Below are 16,906 nucleotides of genomic sequence, written 5' to 3' on the forward strand. Positions count from 1 at the left end.
GAACAGGGCCGCTTGCACAGCACCCGGTGATGCTTCAGGCTGAAGTCATGTTTCCGATCCGCGACCATAACCCATCCGAGCGCACGCCCTATGTGACCTATGCGCTGATCTTTCTGAACGTGGCGATGTTTCTCATCACCATGCCATGGGCGGGCGGAGAGGTCGGTCTGTGGAACCGCCTTGCGCTATACCCGGTGGCGGTCAGCCATGGCGACTGGCTGTGGGGGCTGGTAACGCATATGTTCCTGCATGCCGGGATCATGCATATCGCCGGTAACATGCTGTTCCTGTGGGTTTTTGGCGACAATCTGGAAGATCAGATGGGGCGTTTCGGCTTTCTGGTCTTTTACCTTGCCTGCGGGTTGGCGGCGGCGGCGGGCCAGATCGCGGCCGACCCGATGAGCGATGTCCCCATGATCGGCGCTTCGGGTGCAATTGCCGGGGTAATGGGCGGCTATCTGCTGATGTTCCCGCGCGCCCGCGTCGATGTCATCGCCATTATCATCATTATTATTCGCCGCTTTACCATTCCGGCATGGGTGCTGTTGCTGGCATGGTTCGGCATCCAGCTGGTCTCAAGCGCCAGCATGGTCGATGACGGCGTTGCCTATGTGGCCCATGCAGCGGGGTTCCTGGCGGGGATCGTATTTGCCGTGCCGCTGTTTCTGCGTCGGGGCGGGTCGGGTTTCTGGCAGCGCACCCATGGTCGCCCGCCTCATGCCCCGGCCTATGCCCCCTCACGCATCCCGCCGGTGCGTCGGCGCTAAAGCCGGCCGCGGCTCATGTGGCGCTTGCCGGCAAAGCCCGGCGCGCGACTGACGGTAAAACCTGCCGCCGCCAGTGCCCGTCGTACATGGCCTGCCGCTGTGTAGGTCGCAAAGGTCCCGCCCGCGGCGGTGTGGCGTGCGACCTCGGTCATTAGTGCCTCGCCCCAAAGCTCGGGGTTTTTGGCTGGCGAAAACCCGTCCAGAAACCACGCATCCGCCTGTCCATCCCATACGGGCAGGGCCTCGCGCGCATCGGCCTGGATGATTTCGGCCTGAACCAGCCCGACGGTCAGATGCTGTTGCGGCCAGCCCTCGCGTAACTGGGCTGCAAGCGGGGCAAGCTCGGGAAAGGCGGCATGGGCGCGGGCCAGTTCATCGGCGCTCATCGGAAAGGCCTCAAAGCTGGTAAAGCGGATCGGCACAGTTGCGATCTGCGCCAGTGCCAGAAGGTTCAGCCCAGTGCCAAAGCCCAGTTCGGCGACGTGAAAGCCGGGCCGCAACCGGGCGGGCAGATCGTTTCCGGCCAGAAAGACGTGGCGCGTCTCGTCCAGCCCGCCGCTGAGGCTGAAGTAGGGGTCGTCAAAGCGGCGCGAGACAGGAATCGCCCCGTCACGCCAATCCAGATCGGCGCTGCTCTGGTCGCGCTTGGCCATCCGCGCTAACTCCTTTTTGCAGGCAGATGCGGCAAGGGGCGGCGGAATGGCAAGCGAAATCACAGTGGCGGGCGCAGGTGTCTTTGGCCTTGCCTGCGCATGGGAGCTGCTGCGGCGTGGCATACGGGTGCGCGTCTTTGAGGCGGCGCGGATCGGGGCAGGTGCCTCGGGCGGGCATGTCGGCGCGCTTGCCCCCCACGCGCCCGAGAACTGGAACGCCAAAAAGCAGGTCCAGCTGGAGGCTCTGATAGCTGCCGAAGGGTGGTGGACCGAGGTTGCCGCGGCGGGCGGGGTCGATCCTGGTTACGCCCGCACCGGTCGTATCCAGCCCGTGCCCGAGGGGTCCGAGGCGCGGATGGCCGAACGGATCGAGGCAGCCCGCGCCAACTGGCCAGAATGGGCGGGAATGGAGATGACTGAGGCGCCACAGGCGCCGTTGGTGCCCCTGTCGCCTTCGGGCCTGTGGTTGGTGGACCGACTGACCGCGCGGGTCAGTCCACGCCGTGCAGGTGCCGCGCTTGCCGCCGCGATCATCGCCCGGGGCGGAGAGCTCATCGAGGGGCAGGCCGCGCCCGACGCCCCCGCGATCTGGGCGACCGGAGTGGCCGGTCTTGCGCCCTTTGGCGGCGGCGGGGTCAAGGGCCAGTCGGCGCTTCTGGCGCTGGATATGGCCGATGCCCCGCAGGTCTTTGCCGATGGGGTCCATATCGTGCCCCATGCGGACGGGACCGTGGCCATTGGCTCGACCTCGGAACGCGATGTCATGGACACCGGCACCGACGCCCAGCTTGAGGTGCTGATAGACAAGGCCCGCGCCCTGTGTCCGGCACTGGGGGATGCACCGGTCGTTGATCGCTGGGCCGGCATCCGCCCGCGCGCGCGCTCCCGCGCGCCCATCGTCGGGCCATGGCCGGGGCGGCCGGGCCATTACGTCGCCAACGGTGGTTTCAAAATCGGCCTTGCCATGGCCCCGGCCTGCGCAGGAATGCTGGCTGATCTGATCCTTGAGGGGCGTGATCGCATCCCCGAGGGCTTCAGGGTGCCGGGCTGACCCCGATTACCATGGGGTGCAGGTGGAACAGCCCTGCCCAGATCAGAACGGCCAGCGCAAGGCGCGGCCAGGTCAGCCGCAGGGCCCATCCGCGTCGCAGGCTGATCGCCAGCCCGAACAGGGCATAGGCAAGCAGCAGCCCGAACAGGATCACATGCGCCAGATCGCCGTTGGCGATCAAATGCGCTGCGCCCCACAGGGTAAAGCCCGCCATCAACCCCGCCATGCCGCCGGTCAGCGCTGCCAGCACCGCTATGGGCATGGCGATATTGGCAAGCCAGCGCATCCACGGCTCTTGCGGCCAGATCTCGACAAAGGGGGCGCGGGCGGCGGCAAGGATCAGCCAGTACAGCAGCGCAAGCGACAACAGGCTGTAACCGATGACATAGCCCCGCCGCCCCAGCGTACGGATCAGCGGCTCGCGGAATCGGGCCGGGATCACATGCGAGCCCAGAAAAGCCGCCAGCGCCAATGCAAATTCGCCCCATTCCATGCCGCCAGCCTAGCCTTGCGCCCCTGTGACGGCAATCCGCGTTGACGCCGCGCCCTGCTGCGGCATGATGACGCGAAAAAGGGGACCCCATGACACGCCTTCAGACCGCTTTTGACGCCATCGACAAGGCTAATTCCGCCGACCCGCATCTGGACGCCGAAGGGCGGCCCGAGGCGCTTCTTTACGGCCAGCGCATGACGGCCGAGCAAGAGACGCTGTACCCTGATGCCTCTGAGCCCGTGCGCATCGCCTGTCGCGGCCAGCATGTCGAGCGGTTCCTTTTGCCGCGCGATGCCTATCCCATGGACCGGGCGGGCTATCTGGCATGGCGGACCGAGCAGGGTCGCCGCCATGCCGCCCGTATCGCCGGGATCATGCGCGAGGCTGGCTATGACGGGGATGACATCGCAGCAGCCGAACGGATGCTGACCAAACAGGGCATCAAGCGCGACCCCGAGGTGCAGGCGCTTGAGGATGTGGCCTGCTTTACCTTTATCCGCTGGTATATGGGCCCCTTTGCCGAGGGGCGCGACCCTGAGGAATTGCAGCGCATCGTTGAAAAGACCGCACGCAAGATGTCCACCATGGCCCGCGCCCGGGCGCTTGGGGAGTTCGCGATCCCCGAGCCTTTCGCCGCCGCCTTTCGTGCGTAAGGCGCTGATCGTCGCCCATGGTCAGCCGGGCGATCCGGTCCCGCAGCAAAATGCGGTCGAGGCGCTGGCGGCCCGTGTCGCCGCGCTTTTGCCTCAGGCGCAGGTGCGGGGCGCGACGCTTGCCATGCCCGGCGCGCTGGATATCGCTGATGATAAGACGCTGATCTATCCGCTGTTCATGGCCACGGGATGGTTTACCCGCAGCGAGCTGCCCCGCCGCCTGACGCTTTCCGGTGCGGCGCGGGCACGCGTCCTGCCACCCTTTGGCAGCGATCCGGGATTGCCGGGCCTGTGCCTTGCCCTGATCTCCGAGGCGGCGGCAGGGCAGAGGTGGTCTATGGCGCAGACGCATCTTTTGATCGCTGCACATGGCTCGGGGCGTTCGCGTGCCCCTGCCGAGGCCGCGCAGCAGATGGCCAAGACGCTTGCCCCCCATGTTGCCGCTGTCTCGTGCGGTTTTATCGAAGAGGAGCCGCGCCTTGCCGATGCCGCGCGCGGTTTGCCGGCGCAGTCGATCTGCCTGCCGCTTTTTGCCACCGGGGCCGATCACGTCACTGACGACTTGCCCACGGCGCTGGCCGGGGCCGGGTTTCGCGGCCTGACCCTGCCGCCCGTCGGGCTGGCGCCCGAAGTGCCCAGGATGATCGCAAATAGCATCAGGGCCGCCTTGTCCGAACGGCCCTGAGATAAGTGTATTGCGGTGCGGTGTCCCGCGGGGAGCGCAGGGATTACATCGAGGCGAGCTGCGCCAGCGCCCCGCGGATGCGGGTCAGGTCGTCTTCGAGCGCGGCGAGTTTTTCGCGCGTCTCTTCGATGACCTCGGGTTCGGCATGTTCGACGAATTTGGGGTTCGCCAGCCGACCACGCAGGCCCTGCGCATCCTTTTCCGTCTTGGCGGCGGCCTTTTCCAGCCGCGCGGTCTCGGTCTTGACGTCGATCATCTCGCCCACCGGCAAGGCAAAGCTTGCCCCCAGTGCCGCGACCGAGATCATGCCGGGGCCGACTGCACCCTCTTTCGGTGCGCCGACCCGGGCCAGACGCTCGATCAGCGGGCCGTTGGCGGCAAGGGCGGCGCGGGCGGCGTCATCGGCCTCGGTCACGATCAGCTCGGGACGGGCACCTGCCGGCACGCCGATCTGGGCACGGGCCGAGCGGATGTTTTCGATCAGCTGGATCACCCAGTTCATCTGACGGTCAGCCTCGGCGTCGATCAGCTCGGCACCATATTCCGGCCAGTCACCATGGATGAGCATGCCTGCCCGGTCGCCGGTCAGCGACCAAAGCTCTTCGGTGACAAAGGGCATGATCGGATGCAAAAGCGTATAGCACTGATCCAGAACCCAGCCCATGGTGGCGCGGGTTTCATCGCCGAACTCGCCATCGAACAGCGGCTTCGAGAATTCGACATACCAGTCGCAGACCTTGCCCCAGACAAAGGCGTAAAGCCCGGTCGCGGCATCGTTAAAGCGGAAACTCGCCAGCGCCTCGTCGGTCGCCTGACGGATGCGTGCGACCTCGCCGATGATCCAGCGGTTCACGACATGGCGCGGTTGCGGCAGGGCAACACCCCCGCGCACGCCGTTCATTTCGGCAAAGCGGGTCGCGTTCCACAGCTTGGTGACAAAGTTGCGGTTTACCTCGACATGTTTCGGCCCAAGCTTAGGGTCGCGGCCCATCGCGGCCATGCTGGTCAGGGTAAAGCGCAGCGCGTCCGCACCATATTCGTCGATCAGCACCAGAGGGTCGATGACGTTGCCTTTCGACTTCGACATCTTGGCGCCTTTTTCGTCGCGCACCAGTCCGTGAACATAGACAGTGTGGAAGGGCACCTGACCGACCACGGCCAGCTGCATCATCATCATCCGGGCCACCCAGAAGAAGATGATGTCGAAACCCGTCACCAGAACGTCTGTCGGGAAATACCTGCGCAGCTCGGCCGTGTCCTCGGGCCAGCCAAGTGTCCCGATCGGCCATAGCCCGGACGAGAACCAGGTGTCGAGCACATCGGGGTCGCGCCAGACCGGATAAACCAGTCTGGTCGGGTCCTGCGACAGGTTGTAATCGGCAAGCCCCTGGGCAAAGGCGTCGATGGCGGCCGCGCGGTCGGCAACCTCGATCACCCGGGCGGTTTCCAGCGGAACCGGCAGCGCGGCGATGGAATCGCGGAACTTCTCGGCCACCTCGGCGAAATTCGATGCGGCATGGTGGACCTCGTCGCGGTGGACAAGGCCTTCTTCCAGCAGGGCAAAGATCTCGACCTCGTCAAGCGCGCCGTCATGATCGTCATCGACCTGACCTTCAAGCCGCAGGTCGAGGCCGTACCAGACCGGGATCTGGTGACCCCACCACAGCTGGCGGGAAATGGTCCATGGCTCGATGTTTTCAAGCCAGTGGAAATAGACCTTTTCGTGCTGTTCGGGCAGGATCCGGGTCTGACCCGAGCGGACTGCCTCGATGGCCGGGCCGACGATCTTGGCCGTATCCACGAACCACTGGTCGGTCAGCATCGGCTCGATCACCACGCCCGAGCGGTCGCCAAAGGGCTGCATGATCGGCTTGGATTCGACCAGGGGACGACGCTCAAGATGTTCAGCGCCAGTTTCCTTGTCGATTTCCTTATGTAGATAGGTGACGGCCAGCCCTTCGCTGGTGATTGCCTCGACCACGCGCGCCCGCGCCTCATAGCGGTCAAGGCCGCGCAGCTCTTCGGGCACCAGATTGACGTTTGAGACATCGCCCACATCCTCGCCCCGGGCCGCGCGGGTGGCGATCCCGGCGCTTTCCGCATAGCTCAGCCCGTCCGCGCGCATCCGCCCCTTGCCGTCCAGCAGCACATAAAGCGGGATGTTGTTGCGCAGGGCGACGCCATAGTCGTTAAAGTCATGCGCGCCGGTGATCTTGACCGCGCCTGACCCGAAATCGGGGTCGGGATATTCGTCGGTGATGATCGGGATCAGACGGCGGTATTCCTTGGGTCCGACCGGGATTTCGCACAGCTTGCCGACGATCGGGGCATAGCGGGGATCATCGGGATGAACCGCGACTGCGCCGTCGCCCAGCATGGTTTCGGGGCGGGTGGTGGCGATGCTGATATAGTCGCGCGTCTCGCGCAGGGTGACGTTCCCGTCCTGGTCACGCTCGACATATTCATAGGTCTCGCCGCCGGCGAGCGGGTATTTAAAATGCCACATATGGCCGGGAATCTCGCGGTTCTCGACCTCAAGATCGCTGATCGCGGTCTCAAAATGGGGGTCCCAGTTGACCAGCCGCTTGCCGCGGTAGATCAGCCCCTTGTCATACATCTCGACAAAGACCTTGATGACGGCATCGTGGAAGTTGCCTTGTTCGCCCGCTGGCGCGCCGGGGGCGCCGGACATGGTAAAGGCGTTGCGCGACCAGTCGCACGAGGCGCCAAGCCGCTTGAGCTGTTCGATGATCGTGTCGCCTGATTCCTGTTTCCAGGCCCAGACCTTTTGCAAAAAGGCCTCGCGCCCGATGTCGCGGCGGTTTGGCTCCTGCCGTTCGGCCATCTGGCGTTCGACGACCATCTGGGTGGCGATGCCGGCATGGTCCTGACCGGGCTGCCACAGCGTGTCAAAGCCCCGCATCCGGTGCCAGCGCACCAGAATGTCTTGCAGCGTATTGTTCAGGGCGTGGCCGATATGCAGGCTGCCGGTTACGTTCGGGGGTGGGATTACCACCGAGAAGCTGTCCGCCCCCGGTTTTGCATTGGCGCCTGCGGCAAAGGCGTTTCTTGCCGCCCATTCCCGCGCAATCCGGGCCTCGGCGGTTTGCGCGTCGAAGTTCTTGTCCATGGCCATGGTGTTTCACCCCTTGAATCGCGTTGGGGATAGCGAAGCGCGGGCAAAAGGCCAAGAGGCGCTAGGCCAGGAACTGCGCTGCAATCCCCTGCCGGAAGGGAAAATATTGAAACCAGGGCCGCGCGCCCTCGATCACACGCCCGGCCGAAGGGCGCCGGGTCAGCCGCGTGAAATACTCCGACAGTGCCGGATGGGCATAAAAGGGGTGAATCGCCCCGGCATAGAACAGTGCAGGCATGGCCGCGCAATCTGCCAAAGAGAACGCGCCTGCGATCCAGCTGTCGTTGTCGCAGGCGGCCAGATGCCGCTCGGCTGCGATATAGGCGCGATCCAGCTTTTCTTTTTGCTCGGCCACCGTCTGCGGGTCGCGGCGCGACTCGGGTCGCAGGGCGTCGCGGACGATTTCCTGCACAGGCGATTCCATGTGCATGTCAAAAAAGCGGTCCCATAGCCGCACCTGAAGTGCGGCCTTGGGGTCGGCGGGGATCAGGCGATGGGGCCCCGGGTGATGCAGGTCCAGATATTCGATGATGATCGAGCTTTCCGGCAGCACCGTATCGCCATCCTCAAGAACCGGAAACAGCCGCATTGGCCACAGCCGTTCCAGCAATGCCGCATCGTCCGGCTGCGCGAGATCCACAAGGCGCGGCGTAAACGCGGTCCCCGCCTCGTAAAGCGCGATGAGCGGTTTCCAGCAATAAGAAGCCAGCGGGTGATAATACAGCGTCAGCATGGTTTGGCCTGCTTTCCGGGCGTCATTCCTGCCGGGCGAACTCGGCATCGACCTCAATGGTGATCGGATCGGTAAAGAACTGACTCATGCCATAGGCCTGCGGGTCGATCTGCGTTTCGGCATGAACTCCGATCAGGTCGCGGATGATCGGGTTGCCAGCCTCATCCCCGGTAAAGCCTTTGCCCGCACCGATCAGGGTCACGTCAAAGGTAGCGGGCAGGGTCTTGCCCAGCAATGTCAGCTGTCCCTGGACCTTGCCCGCTGTCAGGCTGTCGGCAGTGAAACCGTCGGCCGCAAAGCGTGCTGTCGGGTTCTTTGCGCTGTCGAGATAGTCGGGGCCGGTCAGGATTTCGGCAAACCCCTCGACCGGGGTTGAAAGTGAGGCGATCTCGACCTCGGCTTCAAGCCGGTTTTGCGCCGGATCGTCGGGATTCCACTCCAGCTGACCCGAGACCGAGCCAAAGCGGAAAACGCTTACTGAAAAGCCCATATGCGGCACGCGGGTCTGGACGGCGGTATGCGCCGGGTCCAGCCGGTAGGTCCCGGCGCTGGCGGCGTGATAGTCCTGCTGGCCGCGCGGGATGCTGTCGGGTGTCACCTCCTGGGCGGCGGCAGGCCCCGCCCAGAGAGCGATTGCGATCAAAGAGGCACGGATCATGATGCAACCTCCTTGGGACCGACCAGCGCGAAATACACACCTTGCGGGTCGCGGGCGACGGCGATGAAGGCCGGGCCGGGCACCTCGATCGGACCATGCACCACCTCGCCGCCGCCGTCGCGGATGCGATCCAGAGCGGCTGCGACGCCGTTCACGCCGAAATAGGGCAGCCAGCAGGGCACGGGCGAATTTCCCAGACCCATCATGCCGCCGATCTCGGCCCCCTGCCACGAAAACAGTTGGTAGGTCCCCATCTCTCCCATGTCCATGGCGGTGGATTTCGTCCAGCCAAACAGCTCGGAATAGAAGCCGAATCCGGCCACGGGATCGGTAGACATCAGCTCGACCCAGTTGCCATGGGCCTCTTTACGCTGGTTCCATGCCCCGTCCTCGACCGGGGGCTGGGGGTCCATCGGCAGTGGCTGCAGGATACCAAAGACCGCGCCCTGAGGATCCGCGACGACCGCAAAGCGCCCCGTGTGGGGAATATCTTCGGGTTCGCGAAGGGCCGAGCCGCCAAGGTTCCTGATCTTGGCGACGGCTGCATCGGCGTCATCGACGTCGAAATAGATCATCCAGGACAGAGGGACGTCGGCGCAATCCTCCGGCGTCTCCATCAGTCCGGCAACCATGTCGCCGCCATGGCTGGCAAGGTGATAGGTAAAGCCCTCCATCCCGGCGTCGGCAGTGGTCCAGCCAAGGATCTTGCCATAAAAGGCCCCGGCCTCGGCAAGCGCGCCTTTCGCGGTCGAAAGCTCGAACCAGCAGGGTTTTCCGTGATACATGGCGGTTCCCTTCAGGCTTTCACATCGACGATGGGTTCGAACCCGCCCCACATCATCCGCATGCCGTCAAAAGGCATTTCTGGCGGTTTTTGCATCTCGGGGTCGGACATCATCTTTTCATAGCTCGCATCGGCAGTTGCCTTGTCGGGCCATTCGATCCAGGAAAACACGACGGTTTCGTCATCCTTTGCCTGGGTGGACATGTAGAAATCATTGACCTTGCCGCGGGGGACGTCGACGCCCCAGCATTCGACCATGCGCAAGGCGCCGTAGCGTTTGAACATGGGCCAGGCTGCCTGAGCCATGTCGATGTATTTCTGCTTGTTGGCCGTCGGAACCGCCAGCAGGAAGCCAGAGTAATAGGTCATCTCTTTTCCTCCTCACCGGGCGCTGAATGCGCCAATGAGTCGCAGGTTGGCACTTGAAGTATTAAAAAGCAACTGTTAATATTAAAACATGACTGAAACTGGCAAAACTCTGCGTTTACGCTATGAAGAAGGGTGCCTTGGCGCCCATGCGCTGAATTTCATCGGCGACCGCTGGGCGCTTTTGGTGGTGCGTGAGCTGATGTTTCAGCCCAAGCGCTTTCAGATGCTGCGCGCCGGGCTGCCGGGTGTGACGGCAAGCGTGCTGACCCAGCGCCTGACCCAGTTGGTGCAGGCGGGGGTGGTGGCGCATGATGATGTGCTGGGGGTTTATGCGCTGACCGATGCAGGTCGGGCACTGCATCCGGTGCTGCGCGAGCTTTGCCGCTGGGCGTTGCGGATGCCGGGGCATGACCCGGCCAAGTTCATCAGCATCTCGGCGCTGATGATTTCGATCTCGGCCACGGTGGATCGGGCGCGTGCTGCCGGATTACCTCTGCGTGCGGGGTTTGTTTCAGGCAAAGAGGGATTTGAGGTCACGCTGTCCGCGGCCGGCATACCGCAGGTCCGCGCCATGCGTGAGCCGGTGGCCGATTTCGTCATGGAGGGGTCGGGCAATGCACTGGCCGCGGCGATATATGGGCCGGGGCCGATGGCGCTGGCCGCCGCAGGTCTGGTGGGGTTGCGCGGCGATCACGCCGCCGCGCAGGGGTTCACGTCGCTTTTCAGCCTGAAGCCTCAGATCAGCGACAGCAGCGAATCGCCCGACGAGATCGTGCAGGCGCTGGGGGCCTCTTCGACCTGAAGCTCTTCGACCGAGCCGTCGTTGACCAGCATGGCATAGCGTTTGGAGCGGCCATTGACCCAGCCCGGCGCCTCGATGTTCATGCCAAGCGCCTTGGTAAAGCTGCCGTCGCCATCGGCCAGAACCTCGATACCGGCATCGGTTGCACCGGTGTCAGCCGCCCATTTCCCGGCGACAAAGGGATCGTTCACCGTGATGCAGATCATGCGCGAGACGCCTTTCTCGCGAAACTTGTCGGCGTTTTTCACAAAGCTTGGCATATGGGCGTTGGTGCAGGTCGGGGTATAGGCGCCCGGCACGGCAAAGATGGCCACATGGCCCCTGGCCAGATCGGCAACCGCCACTTCCTCGGGGCCATTGGCGCCCAGTTTCAGCAGTTTGCCTTCGGGCAGCTTGTCGCCTTTTGCGATGGACATGCGCGGTTCCTCCGTCAATTGCATCGATCCGAGGGCGACTATAGGCTCTGCGCCGCAGGCAAACCAGCGAGGGCGAAGAATGAACATCGTGATCCTTGGCGCGGGACAGGCGGCGGCCTCTCTGGCGGCGAAACTGCGTGCGCTGGGGCATCAGGGCGGCATTGCCATTATCGGCGACGAGCCAGCGCCGCCTTATCAGCGCCCGCCCCTGTCCAAGGCCTATCTGTTGGGTGATATGGGGCTGGATCGCCTGACGCTGCGCGCCCCCGAATGGTGGGAGGAACAGCGCATCACCCTGCATCTGGGGGAAAAGGCGCTGCGCATCGACCGTGACCGCCGCGTCGTGGTGACTGATCGGGGCGAACACCCCTATGACCAGCTTGCCCTGACGCTGGGCGCAACGCCCCGCCGCCTGCCCGAGGCGATGGGCGGCGCGCTGCCCGGTGTTCATGTGGTGCGCAGCCTGGCTGATATCGCCGGGCTGAAGCCGGAGCTGGTTGCCGGGCGTCGCCTTGTGGTGATTGGCGGCGGCTATATCGGCCTTGAGGCGGCGGCTGTCGCCCGCAAGCTGGGGCTTGAGGTCACTTTGGTCGAGGCCGCGCCGCGCATCCTTGGCCGCGTCGCCGCGCCCGAAACGGCGGCGATGATCCGGGACCTGCACACAGCCCATGGGGTTCAGGTGCTGGAAGGTACTGGCATTACCCGCATCACCGGCCAGACCGCCGCCGATGGGGTCGAACTGGCCGATGGCCGCCATTTGCCTGCTGATCTGGTGATCTGCGGTATTGGCATCTGGCCTGAGACCGCTTTGGCCGGGGCGGCGGGACTGACCCTCAATAATGGCATTGCCACTGATGGGCAGGGGCGTACCTCGGACCCGGCAATCTGGGCGGCGGGCGATTGTGCCAGCTTTCCTGCACCCGATACCTGCCCGGGCGGTGGCCAGCTGCGGTTGGAAAGCGTCGGCAATGCCATCGACATGGCCGAGGCAGTGGCCGCAAACATGCTGGGGGCAGGTGCGGACTACGTGCCAAAGCCGTGGTTCTGGTCGGATCAGTTTGACGCCAAGCTGCAGATCGCTGGGCTGAATCTTGGTTATGACCGGGTGGTGACGCGCACGGCCGAACCGGGTGGCTCGGTCTGGTATTTCCGGGACGGGCGGCTGATCGCGGTGGATGCGCTGAACGATGCACGCGCCTATATGATCGGCAAGCGGCTGATCGAGGCCGGCCGCTCTCCCACACCCGAGGCAGTGGCCGAGGCGGGCGATCTGAAGGCCCTGATGGCATGAGGATCGTTGGCGGCTCTTTGCGCGGGTTGAAGCTGGCCGAGGTCGGGGCCGGCGACCCTGCTGCACATCTGCGCCCGACGACCGACCGCGTGCGCGAATCTATCTTTAACCTGCTGATCAACGGCACCCATGGGAATCCGATTCCCGGTGCGCGGGCGCTGGACCTGTTTGCCGGAACCGGGGCTCTGGGGCTTGAGGCGCTGTCGCGGGGCGCGGCACGCGTCGCCTTTGTCGATGACGGCGTGGCGGCACGGGCGCTGTTACGTGCCAATATCGAAAAGGCCCGCGCAATGGGTGTCACAGATGTCTGGCGGCGCGACGCGACCCGGCTGGGGCAGAATCGCGCGGCGCCTTATGATCTGGTGTTCCTCGACCCGCCCTATGGCATGGGCCTTGGCGAACGTGCCCTACAATCTGCGATTGAGGGGGGCTGGCTCGCCCCCGGTGCCATGGTGGTGTGGGAAGAAGCGCGTCCCCCTGCCCCCGTGGCCGGGCTTGAGCAGATCGACCAGCGCAAATATGGCGACACAATTGTCACATTGTTGCGTAATGGGCACGATCAGGTGGCCCGATCCAGCTTGGTGGACAAGTGAATCAGGCTCTCGCTGGAGCGAACACCAGTCAAACCGCCGATCTGATCCAGCACATCGTCAAGCTGGCTGGTCGATACGGCAGCCAATTGCAGCAAAAGATCGACGCGGCCGCTGGTGGTATGGATGCGTTCCACCTCGGGCAGGCTACGCAGCCGGGCAAGAATCGCCGCCTGCGCGCGTGGTTCGATCGTCAGAAGGCAGGTCGCGCGAATGCGGTGTTCGCGGGCAGTATCGCCCAGCCGCAAGGTGTAACCTGCAATGGCACCCGATGTTTCCAGTCGTTCCAGCCGTGCCTGCACGGTCGAGCGTGCCACTTTGAGCCGCCGTGCAAGAACCGCCACGGACATCCGCGCGTCCTGCGCGAGATGGGCCAGAATGCCGCGATCCAGTTCGTCCATCGTTCACCTGTCGATCTGCCAAACCTTTCGTCATAGTAACGAAGCAGTAGCCCTTTTCCACCCTTTTCATTGCTTCAATCGGAACTCATAGGGCGCAGACTTGTTTCCACCCACACGCGCACAGGAAGGACATGCCGATGGGACTGACCGAGGGCCGTGGCCCCAAGACTGTCTGGAACAATCCCGCCGAGATTATCCGCAGGCTGGCGCCGGAAAATCCGGTGATGGTCTTTGCACCGTCGGTCTTGCGCGCGACGGCGCAACGGTTCCTGCAGGGTTTTCCGGGTCTGGTCACCTATGCGGTGAAGTCGAACCCGGATGAGGCGGTGATCCGCACCCTTTCGGCCGCCGGCGTGAAAGGCTTTGACGTCGCCTCTCCGTATGAGATCGACCTGATCGGCCGGCTCGCCCCCGATGCGGCGCGGCACTATCACAACCCCGTCCGCTCGCAGGCCGAGATTGCCCATGCGGTTGACGCCGGGATTACCTCCTGGTCGGTGGACAGCCGCTCGGAACTGGACAAGCTGTTTGCCCGTGTCCCGGCTGATAATTGTGAGATCTCGGCCCGGTTCAAACTGCCCGTGCTGGGCGCGGCCTATGACTTTGGCTCGAAATTCGGTGCCTCGCCCGAGCTGGCGGCCGAGCTTTTGCGCGCGGTGGCGGATCGGGGCTATATCCCCTCGCTGACCTTCCATCCGGGTACGCAATGTGTCGATCCGCATGCCTGGGAAAGCTACATCACCACCGCGGCCGAGATCTGCGATATGGCCGGCGTCAAGGCGCGGAGGCTGAATGTCGGCGGCGGTTTCCCCTCGCATCGCGTCACAGGGGTTGAGCCTGACCTCTCGTCCATCTTCCAGCTGATCAGCCGCATCACCAAAGAGGCCTTTGGCGCCGAGGCCCCGCAACTGGTCTGTGAGCCGGGGCGAGGGCTGTGCGCCGACGCCTTTTCGCTGATCACCCGGGTCAAAGCGGTCCGCGACGGCCAGAGCATTTTCCTGAACGACGGCGTTTACGGTGGGCTTTTCGAGCTGCCTATCGTCGGAAACCTTGACCGTTTGCAGATGCTGACCCCCGAGGGCACCCCGCGCGAGGGCGAGCCGCTGCCGCGCGTCATCTTTGGCCCGACCTGCGATTCGGTCGACCGGCTGCCAGGCGAACTGACCTTGCCTGCCAATATTCAGGAAGGCGATTACATCATCTTTCACGGTGCGGGCGCTTATTCGACGGTGACCAACACCCGTTTCAACGGCTTTGGGCTGATGGCACACCTGACCGTGAACGCTCTTGAGTAGGGATTAATCGACGCTTTGTTTTTCCGTGCTAGCGTAACCGCATGGAATCACTGCCTCCGCCGAAATGCCAGGTCGTCATGATCGACGGCACCTTTGCCTCTCTGACCCAGGGGCAAAGGTCGTCGATCGCGCGGATCTATGCCATGCTGTCTGGGGAACGCGGCAGACTGCCCGCGCCGGTCCAGATCCATTATGCCCCCGGCCAGCAGTGGGAGGCGTGGCGTACCCTGCCAAAGCTCGCCATGGGTTCGACGCTGGAACGCCAGATCTGCGACGCCTACGGCTGGCTTGCGCGCCGGTGGCGTCCGGGGAATCCGCTGTTCTTTTTTGGCTATTCACGCGGCGCTTTTGCAGTCCGCTCATTGGCCGGGATGATCGGGCGCGTCGGGCTGCTGACCCATGACCGGGCTACACGTCCCAATATCCAGAAAGCGTGGGAGCTTTATCGCAACGGACGGGATGGTGTGGTTGAGCGATTGGATCCCGCACTGTGCCATCCTTCGGTGCCGATCCGCATGATCGGGGTCTTTGACACGGTGACGGCGCTGGGGATCCGGCTGCCCATCCTGTGGATGCTGACCGATCCGCGCTTTCGCTTTCACGACGCACATCTGGGGGCTGAGGTCGAACATGGTCTGCAGGCGCTGGCGCTGGACGAGACGCGGGCGACCTTTCAGCCGCTGCTGTGGGACAGCAGCTCAGCGCCGGGCCGGGTTGAGCAGATGTGGTTCCGCGGCTGTCACCCCGATGTCGGCGGCCAGCTTTCGGGGCTGGAATACGCCCGGCCGCTGGCGAATATCCCGCTGGTCTGGATGATGACGCGGGCCGAAGAGCTGGGCCTGCCGCTGCCGCAGGGCTGGCGCGCGCATTTCCCCTGCGACCCGACCGCGCCCTCGGTCGGGTCGTGGCGCAGCTGGGGCAAGGCTTTTCTTGCCCGTGCGCCGCGTTTGGCCGGGGCCGATCCTTCTGAGATGCTGCACGATTCGGTGCCGCGCCCCTATACGGGCCCGGCACTTCTGACGGGTGATCTGGCGGATGCTGCGCCGCCGCGCCCGCGCCGCCGGTTGCGCCAGGGACCCCCGGCACCCAAGCGCTCCGCCGTCGATGAAATGGCAGAGGATCAGCCCGTCGGGCGCCGCGCAACGGTCGTAAAACCCAAGGAGGACGGGCTGGCCCCGGCCTATGAGGGGGCGGGACAGGGCGCGAGCCGTCGCGGAAAGGGCAGCCGGTTCAGGCGGAGGTCCTGAAGTGCGGTTCAGGCGACCTGCGGGACCTCGTCCTTGGGTTTGATCCCCAGCGCGGCACAGACCTTCAGCACCAGTTCAGGCTTGTTCAGCGTGTAGAAATGCAGCCGATCGACGCCGCCTTCGACCAGTCGCTCACACAGCTTGACGCAAAGATCCAGTGCCAGCGCGGCCTCACCCTCTTTCCCGGAGGCGGCAAAGGCCTCCTCGGCCCATTGCGGGACCGAAGTGCCGCAACGCTCGGCAAAGCGGCGGGTGCCCGACCAGCTTTGGATCGGCAGGATGCCCGGGATGATCGGAGCCTCGATTCCCGCTGAAACGCAGGCATCGCGAAAGCGGAAGAAGGTGTCTGCCTCAAAAAAGAACTGCGTCATGGCGCTTGAGGCGCCTGCCTCAACCTTGCGTTTCAGCCAGGCGACATCGGCGGCGGTGTCGGGGCTTTCCGGATGCGGCTCGGGATAGGCGCCGCAGCGGATGGTCATGTCACCGCGTTCGGCGATGGCTGAGATCAGTTCGACCGAATTGGCAAACCCCTCGGCGTGGGGGATGAAACGGGCCTGCCCTTGCGGTGCATCCCCACGCAGGGCGACGATCTCATGCACGCCTGCCACCGCGTAATCCTGAACGATCTGCATCGTTTCCTCGCGCGTGGCATCGACGCAGGTCAGATGCGCGGCGACGTTCAGCTTGTAATGGCTGGCCAGCGCCGTCACCGCTTCATGGGTCAGCTGTCGGGTGGTGCCGCCCGCACCATAGGTGACCGAGACGAAATCCGGGCCCAGCGGCGCCAAAGCGCGCGCGGTCTCCCACAGGCGGAAGGACTGGTCGAGGTTCCGCGGTGGGTAGAATTCGAAGCTGACGGCCGGAGTGGTCATGGCAATGTTC

The 16,906-nt window shown here is 64.3% G+C and carries 19 protein-coding genes; 9 read left to right on the forward strand and 10 right to left on the reverse strand.

What is annotated here, in order from left to right; genetic code table 11:
• Positions 1-47: 47 nt before the first annotated feature.
• Positions 48-767, forward strand: coding sequence for a rhomboid family intramembrane serine protease (locus F8A10_RS10185; RefSeq protein ID WP_085502632.1), 720 nt, complete (start codon positions 48-50; stop codon positions 765-767).
• On the opposite strand, the gene mnmD is transcribed toward F8A10_RS10185, so the two are convergent.
• Positions 764-1,420 (reverse strand): tRNA (5-methylaminomethyl-2-thiouridine)(34)-methyltransferase MnmD, encoded by a 657-nt coding sequence (gene mnmD, locus F8A10_RS10190; RefSeq protein ID WP_085502629.1) that lies wholly within the window; start codon positions 1,418-1,420, stop codon positions 764-766. The genes F8A10_RS10185 and mnmD overlap by 4 nt on opposite strands.
• 46 nt (positions 1,421-1,466) lie before the next feature.
• On the opposite strand from mnmD, the gene F8A10_RS10195 reads away from it, so the two are divergent.
• Entirely contained in the window at positions 1,467-2,471 is a 1,005-nt protein-coding gene (locus F8A10_RS10195; protein WP_010397177.1) for an NAD(P)/FAD-dependent oxidoreductase, read from the forward strand.
• Here the strand turns inward: F8A10_RS10195 and F8A10_RS10200 are convergent.
• Entirely contained in the window at positions 2,455-2,964 is a 510-nt protein-coding gene (locus F8A10_RS10200; RefSeq protein ID WP_152367227.1) for an NnrU family protein, read from the reverse strand. The two genes, F8A10_RS10195 and F8A10_RS10200, sit on opposite strands and share 17 nt — an antisense overlap.
• A gap of 89 nt (positions 2,965-3,053) precedes the next feature.
• Here F8A10_RS10200 and F8A10_RS10205 point away from each other — a divergent pair, with 89 nt between their 5' ends.
• Positions 3,054-3,617, forward strand: coding sequence for a DUF4202 domain-containing protein (locus F8A10_RS10205; protein ID WP_152367228.1), 564 nt, complete (start codon positions 3,054-3,056; stop codon positions 3,615-3,617).
• Complete coding sequence (locus F8A10_RS10210; protein WP_152367229.1) at positions 3,610-4,302, forward strand: sirohydrochlorin chelatase; 693 nt, start codon at positions 3,610-3,612, stop codon at positions 4,300-4,302. The genes F8A10_RS10205 and F8A10_RS10210 overlap by 8 nt, the downstream gene beginning before the upstream one ends.
• Positions 4,303-4,345: 43 nt before the next feature.
• Here the strand turns inward: F8A10_RS10210 and F8A10_RS10215 are convergent, their stop codons facing one another.
• The 5 genes from F8A10_RS10215 to F8A10_RS10235 all read right to left on the reverse strand — a co-directional run bounded on the left by F8A10_RS10215 (position 4,346) and on the right by F8A10_RS10235 (position 9,982).
• A complete protein-coding gene (locus F8A10_RS10215; protein ID WP_152367230.1) occupies positions 4,346-7,438 on the reverse strand; it encodes a valine--tRNA ligase in 3,093 nt (1,030 codons plus the stop codon).
• A 61-nt stretch (positions 7,439-7,499) separates the two neighbouring features.
• On the reverse strand, positions 7,500-8,171 hold the full coding sequence (locus tag F8A10_RS10220; protein WP_152367231.1) for a glutathione S-transferase family protein: 672 nt from the start codon (positions 8,169-8,171) through the stop codon (positions 7,500-7,502).
• A gap of 22 nt (positions 8,172-8,193) precedes the next feature.
• Positions 8,194-8,829: a YceI family protein gene (locus tag F8A10_RS10225; protein WP_152367232.1), complete on the reverse strand. Its 636-nt coding sequence runs from the start codon at positions 8,827-8,829 to the stop codon at positions 8,194-8,196.
• Positions 8,826-9,614: a VOC family protein gene (locus F8A10_RS10230; RefSeq protein WP_010397193.1), complete on the reverse strand. Its 789-nt coding sequence runs from the start codon at positions 9,612-9,614 to the stop codon at positions 8,826-8,828. Before F8A10_RS10230 ends, F8A10_RS10225 begins: the two co-directional genes overlap by 4 nt.
• Before the next feature lie 11 nt (positions 9,615-9,625).
• Positions 9,626-9,982, reverse strand: coding sequence for a DUF1428 domain-containing protein (locus F8A10_RS10235; protein WP_010397195.1), 357 nt, complete (start codon positions 9,980-9,982; stop codon positions 9,626-9,628).
• A gap of 88 nt (positions 9,983-10,070) precedes the next feature.
• Here F8A10_RS10235 and F8A10_RS10240 point away from each other — a divergent pair, with 88 nt between their 5' ends.
• Positions 10,071-10,784 (forward strand): winged helix-turn-helix transcriptional regulator, encoded by a 714-nt coding sequence (locus F8A10_RS10240; RefSeq protein ID WP_085502622.1) that lies wholly within the window; start codon positions 10,071-10,073, stop codon positions 10,782-10,784.
• Here F8A10_RS10240 and F8A10_RS10245 read toward each other — a convergent pair.
• Entirely contained in the window at positions 10,718-11,200 is a 483-nt protein-coding gene (locus F8A10_RS10245) for a peroxiredoxin (RefSeq protein ID WP_152367233.1), read from the reverse strand. The genes F8A10_RS10240 and F8A10_RS10245 overlap by 67 nt on opposite strands.
• 79 nt (positions 11,201-11,279) lie before the next feature.
• Here F8A10_RS10245 and F8A10_RS10250 point away from each other — a divergent pair, with 79 nt between their 5' ends.
• Together F8A10_RS10250 and rsmD are read left to right on the forward strand one after the other, a co-directional pair.
• On the forward strand, positions 11,280-12,491 hold the full coding sequence (locus F8A10_RS10250) for an NAD(P)/FAD-dependent oxidoreductase (protein ID WP_152367234.1): 1,212 nt from the start codon (positions 11,280-11,282) through the stop codon (positions 12,489-12,491).
• On the forward strand, positions 12,488-13,084 hold the full coding sequence (gene rsmD / locus F8A10_RS10255) for a 16S rRNA (guanine(966)-N(2))-methyltransferase RsmD (RefSeq protein WP_010397202.1): 597 nt from the start codon (positions 12,488-12,490) through the stop codon (positions 13,082-13,084). Before F8A10_RS10250 ends, rsmD begins: the two co-directional genes overlap by 4 nt.
• On the opposite strand, the gene F8A10_RS10260 is transcribed toward rsmD, so the two are convergent.
• A complete protein-coding gene (locus tag F8A10_RS10260) occupies positions 13,051-13,482 on the reverse strand; it encodes an Lrp/AsnC family transcriptional regulator (protein WP_010397203.1) in 432 nt (143 codons plus the stop codon). The genes rsmD and F8A10_RS10260 overlap by 34 nt on opposite strands.
• Before the next feature lie 137 nt (positions 13,483-13,619).
• Here F8A10_RS10260 and F8A10_RS10265 point away from each other — a divergent pair, with 137 nt between their 5' ends.
• The gene (locus F8A10_RS10265) at positions 13,620-14,777 is read left to right on the forward strand and encodes a type III PLP-dependent enzyme (protein ID WP_152367235.1); all 1,158 of its coding nucleotides are present in this window, start codon (positions 13,620-13,622) and stop codon (positions 14,775-14,777) included.
• A gap of 41 nt (positions 14,778-14,818) precedes the next feature.
• Positions 14,819-16,024, forward strand: a complete 1,206-nt coding sequence (locus F8A10_RS10270; protein ID WP_085502617.1) for a DUF2235 domain-containing protein — start codon at positions 14,819-14,821, stop codon at positions 16,022-16,024.
• An 8-nt stretch (positions 16,025-16,032) separates the two neighbouring features.
• On the opposite strand, the gene metF is transcribed toward F8A10_RS10270, so the two are convergent.
• Positions 16,033-16,896, reverse strand: a complete 864-nt coding sequence (gene metF, locus F8A10_RS10275) for a methylenetetrahydrofolate reductase [NAD(P)H] (protein WP_010397211.1) — start codon at positions 16,894-16,896, stop codon at positions 16,033-16,035.
• Positions 16,897-16,906 lie beyond the last annotated feature (10 nt).

The sequence above is a fragment of the Paracoccus kondratievae genome (genome assembly GCF_009301415.1).
In the GTDB taxonomy this organism is placed as follows: domain Bacteria; phylum Pseudomonadota; class Alphaproteobacteria; order Rhodobacterales; family Rhodobacteraceae; genus Paracoccus; species Paracoccus kondratievae.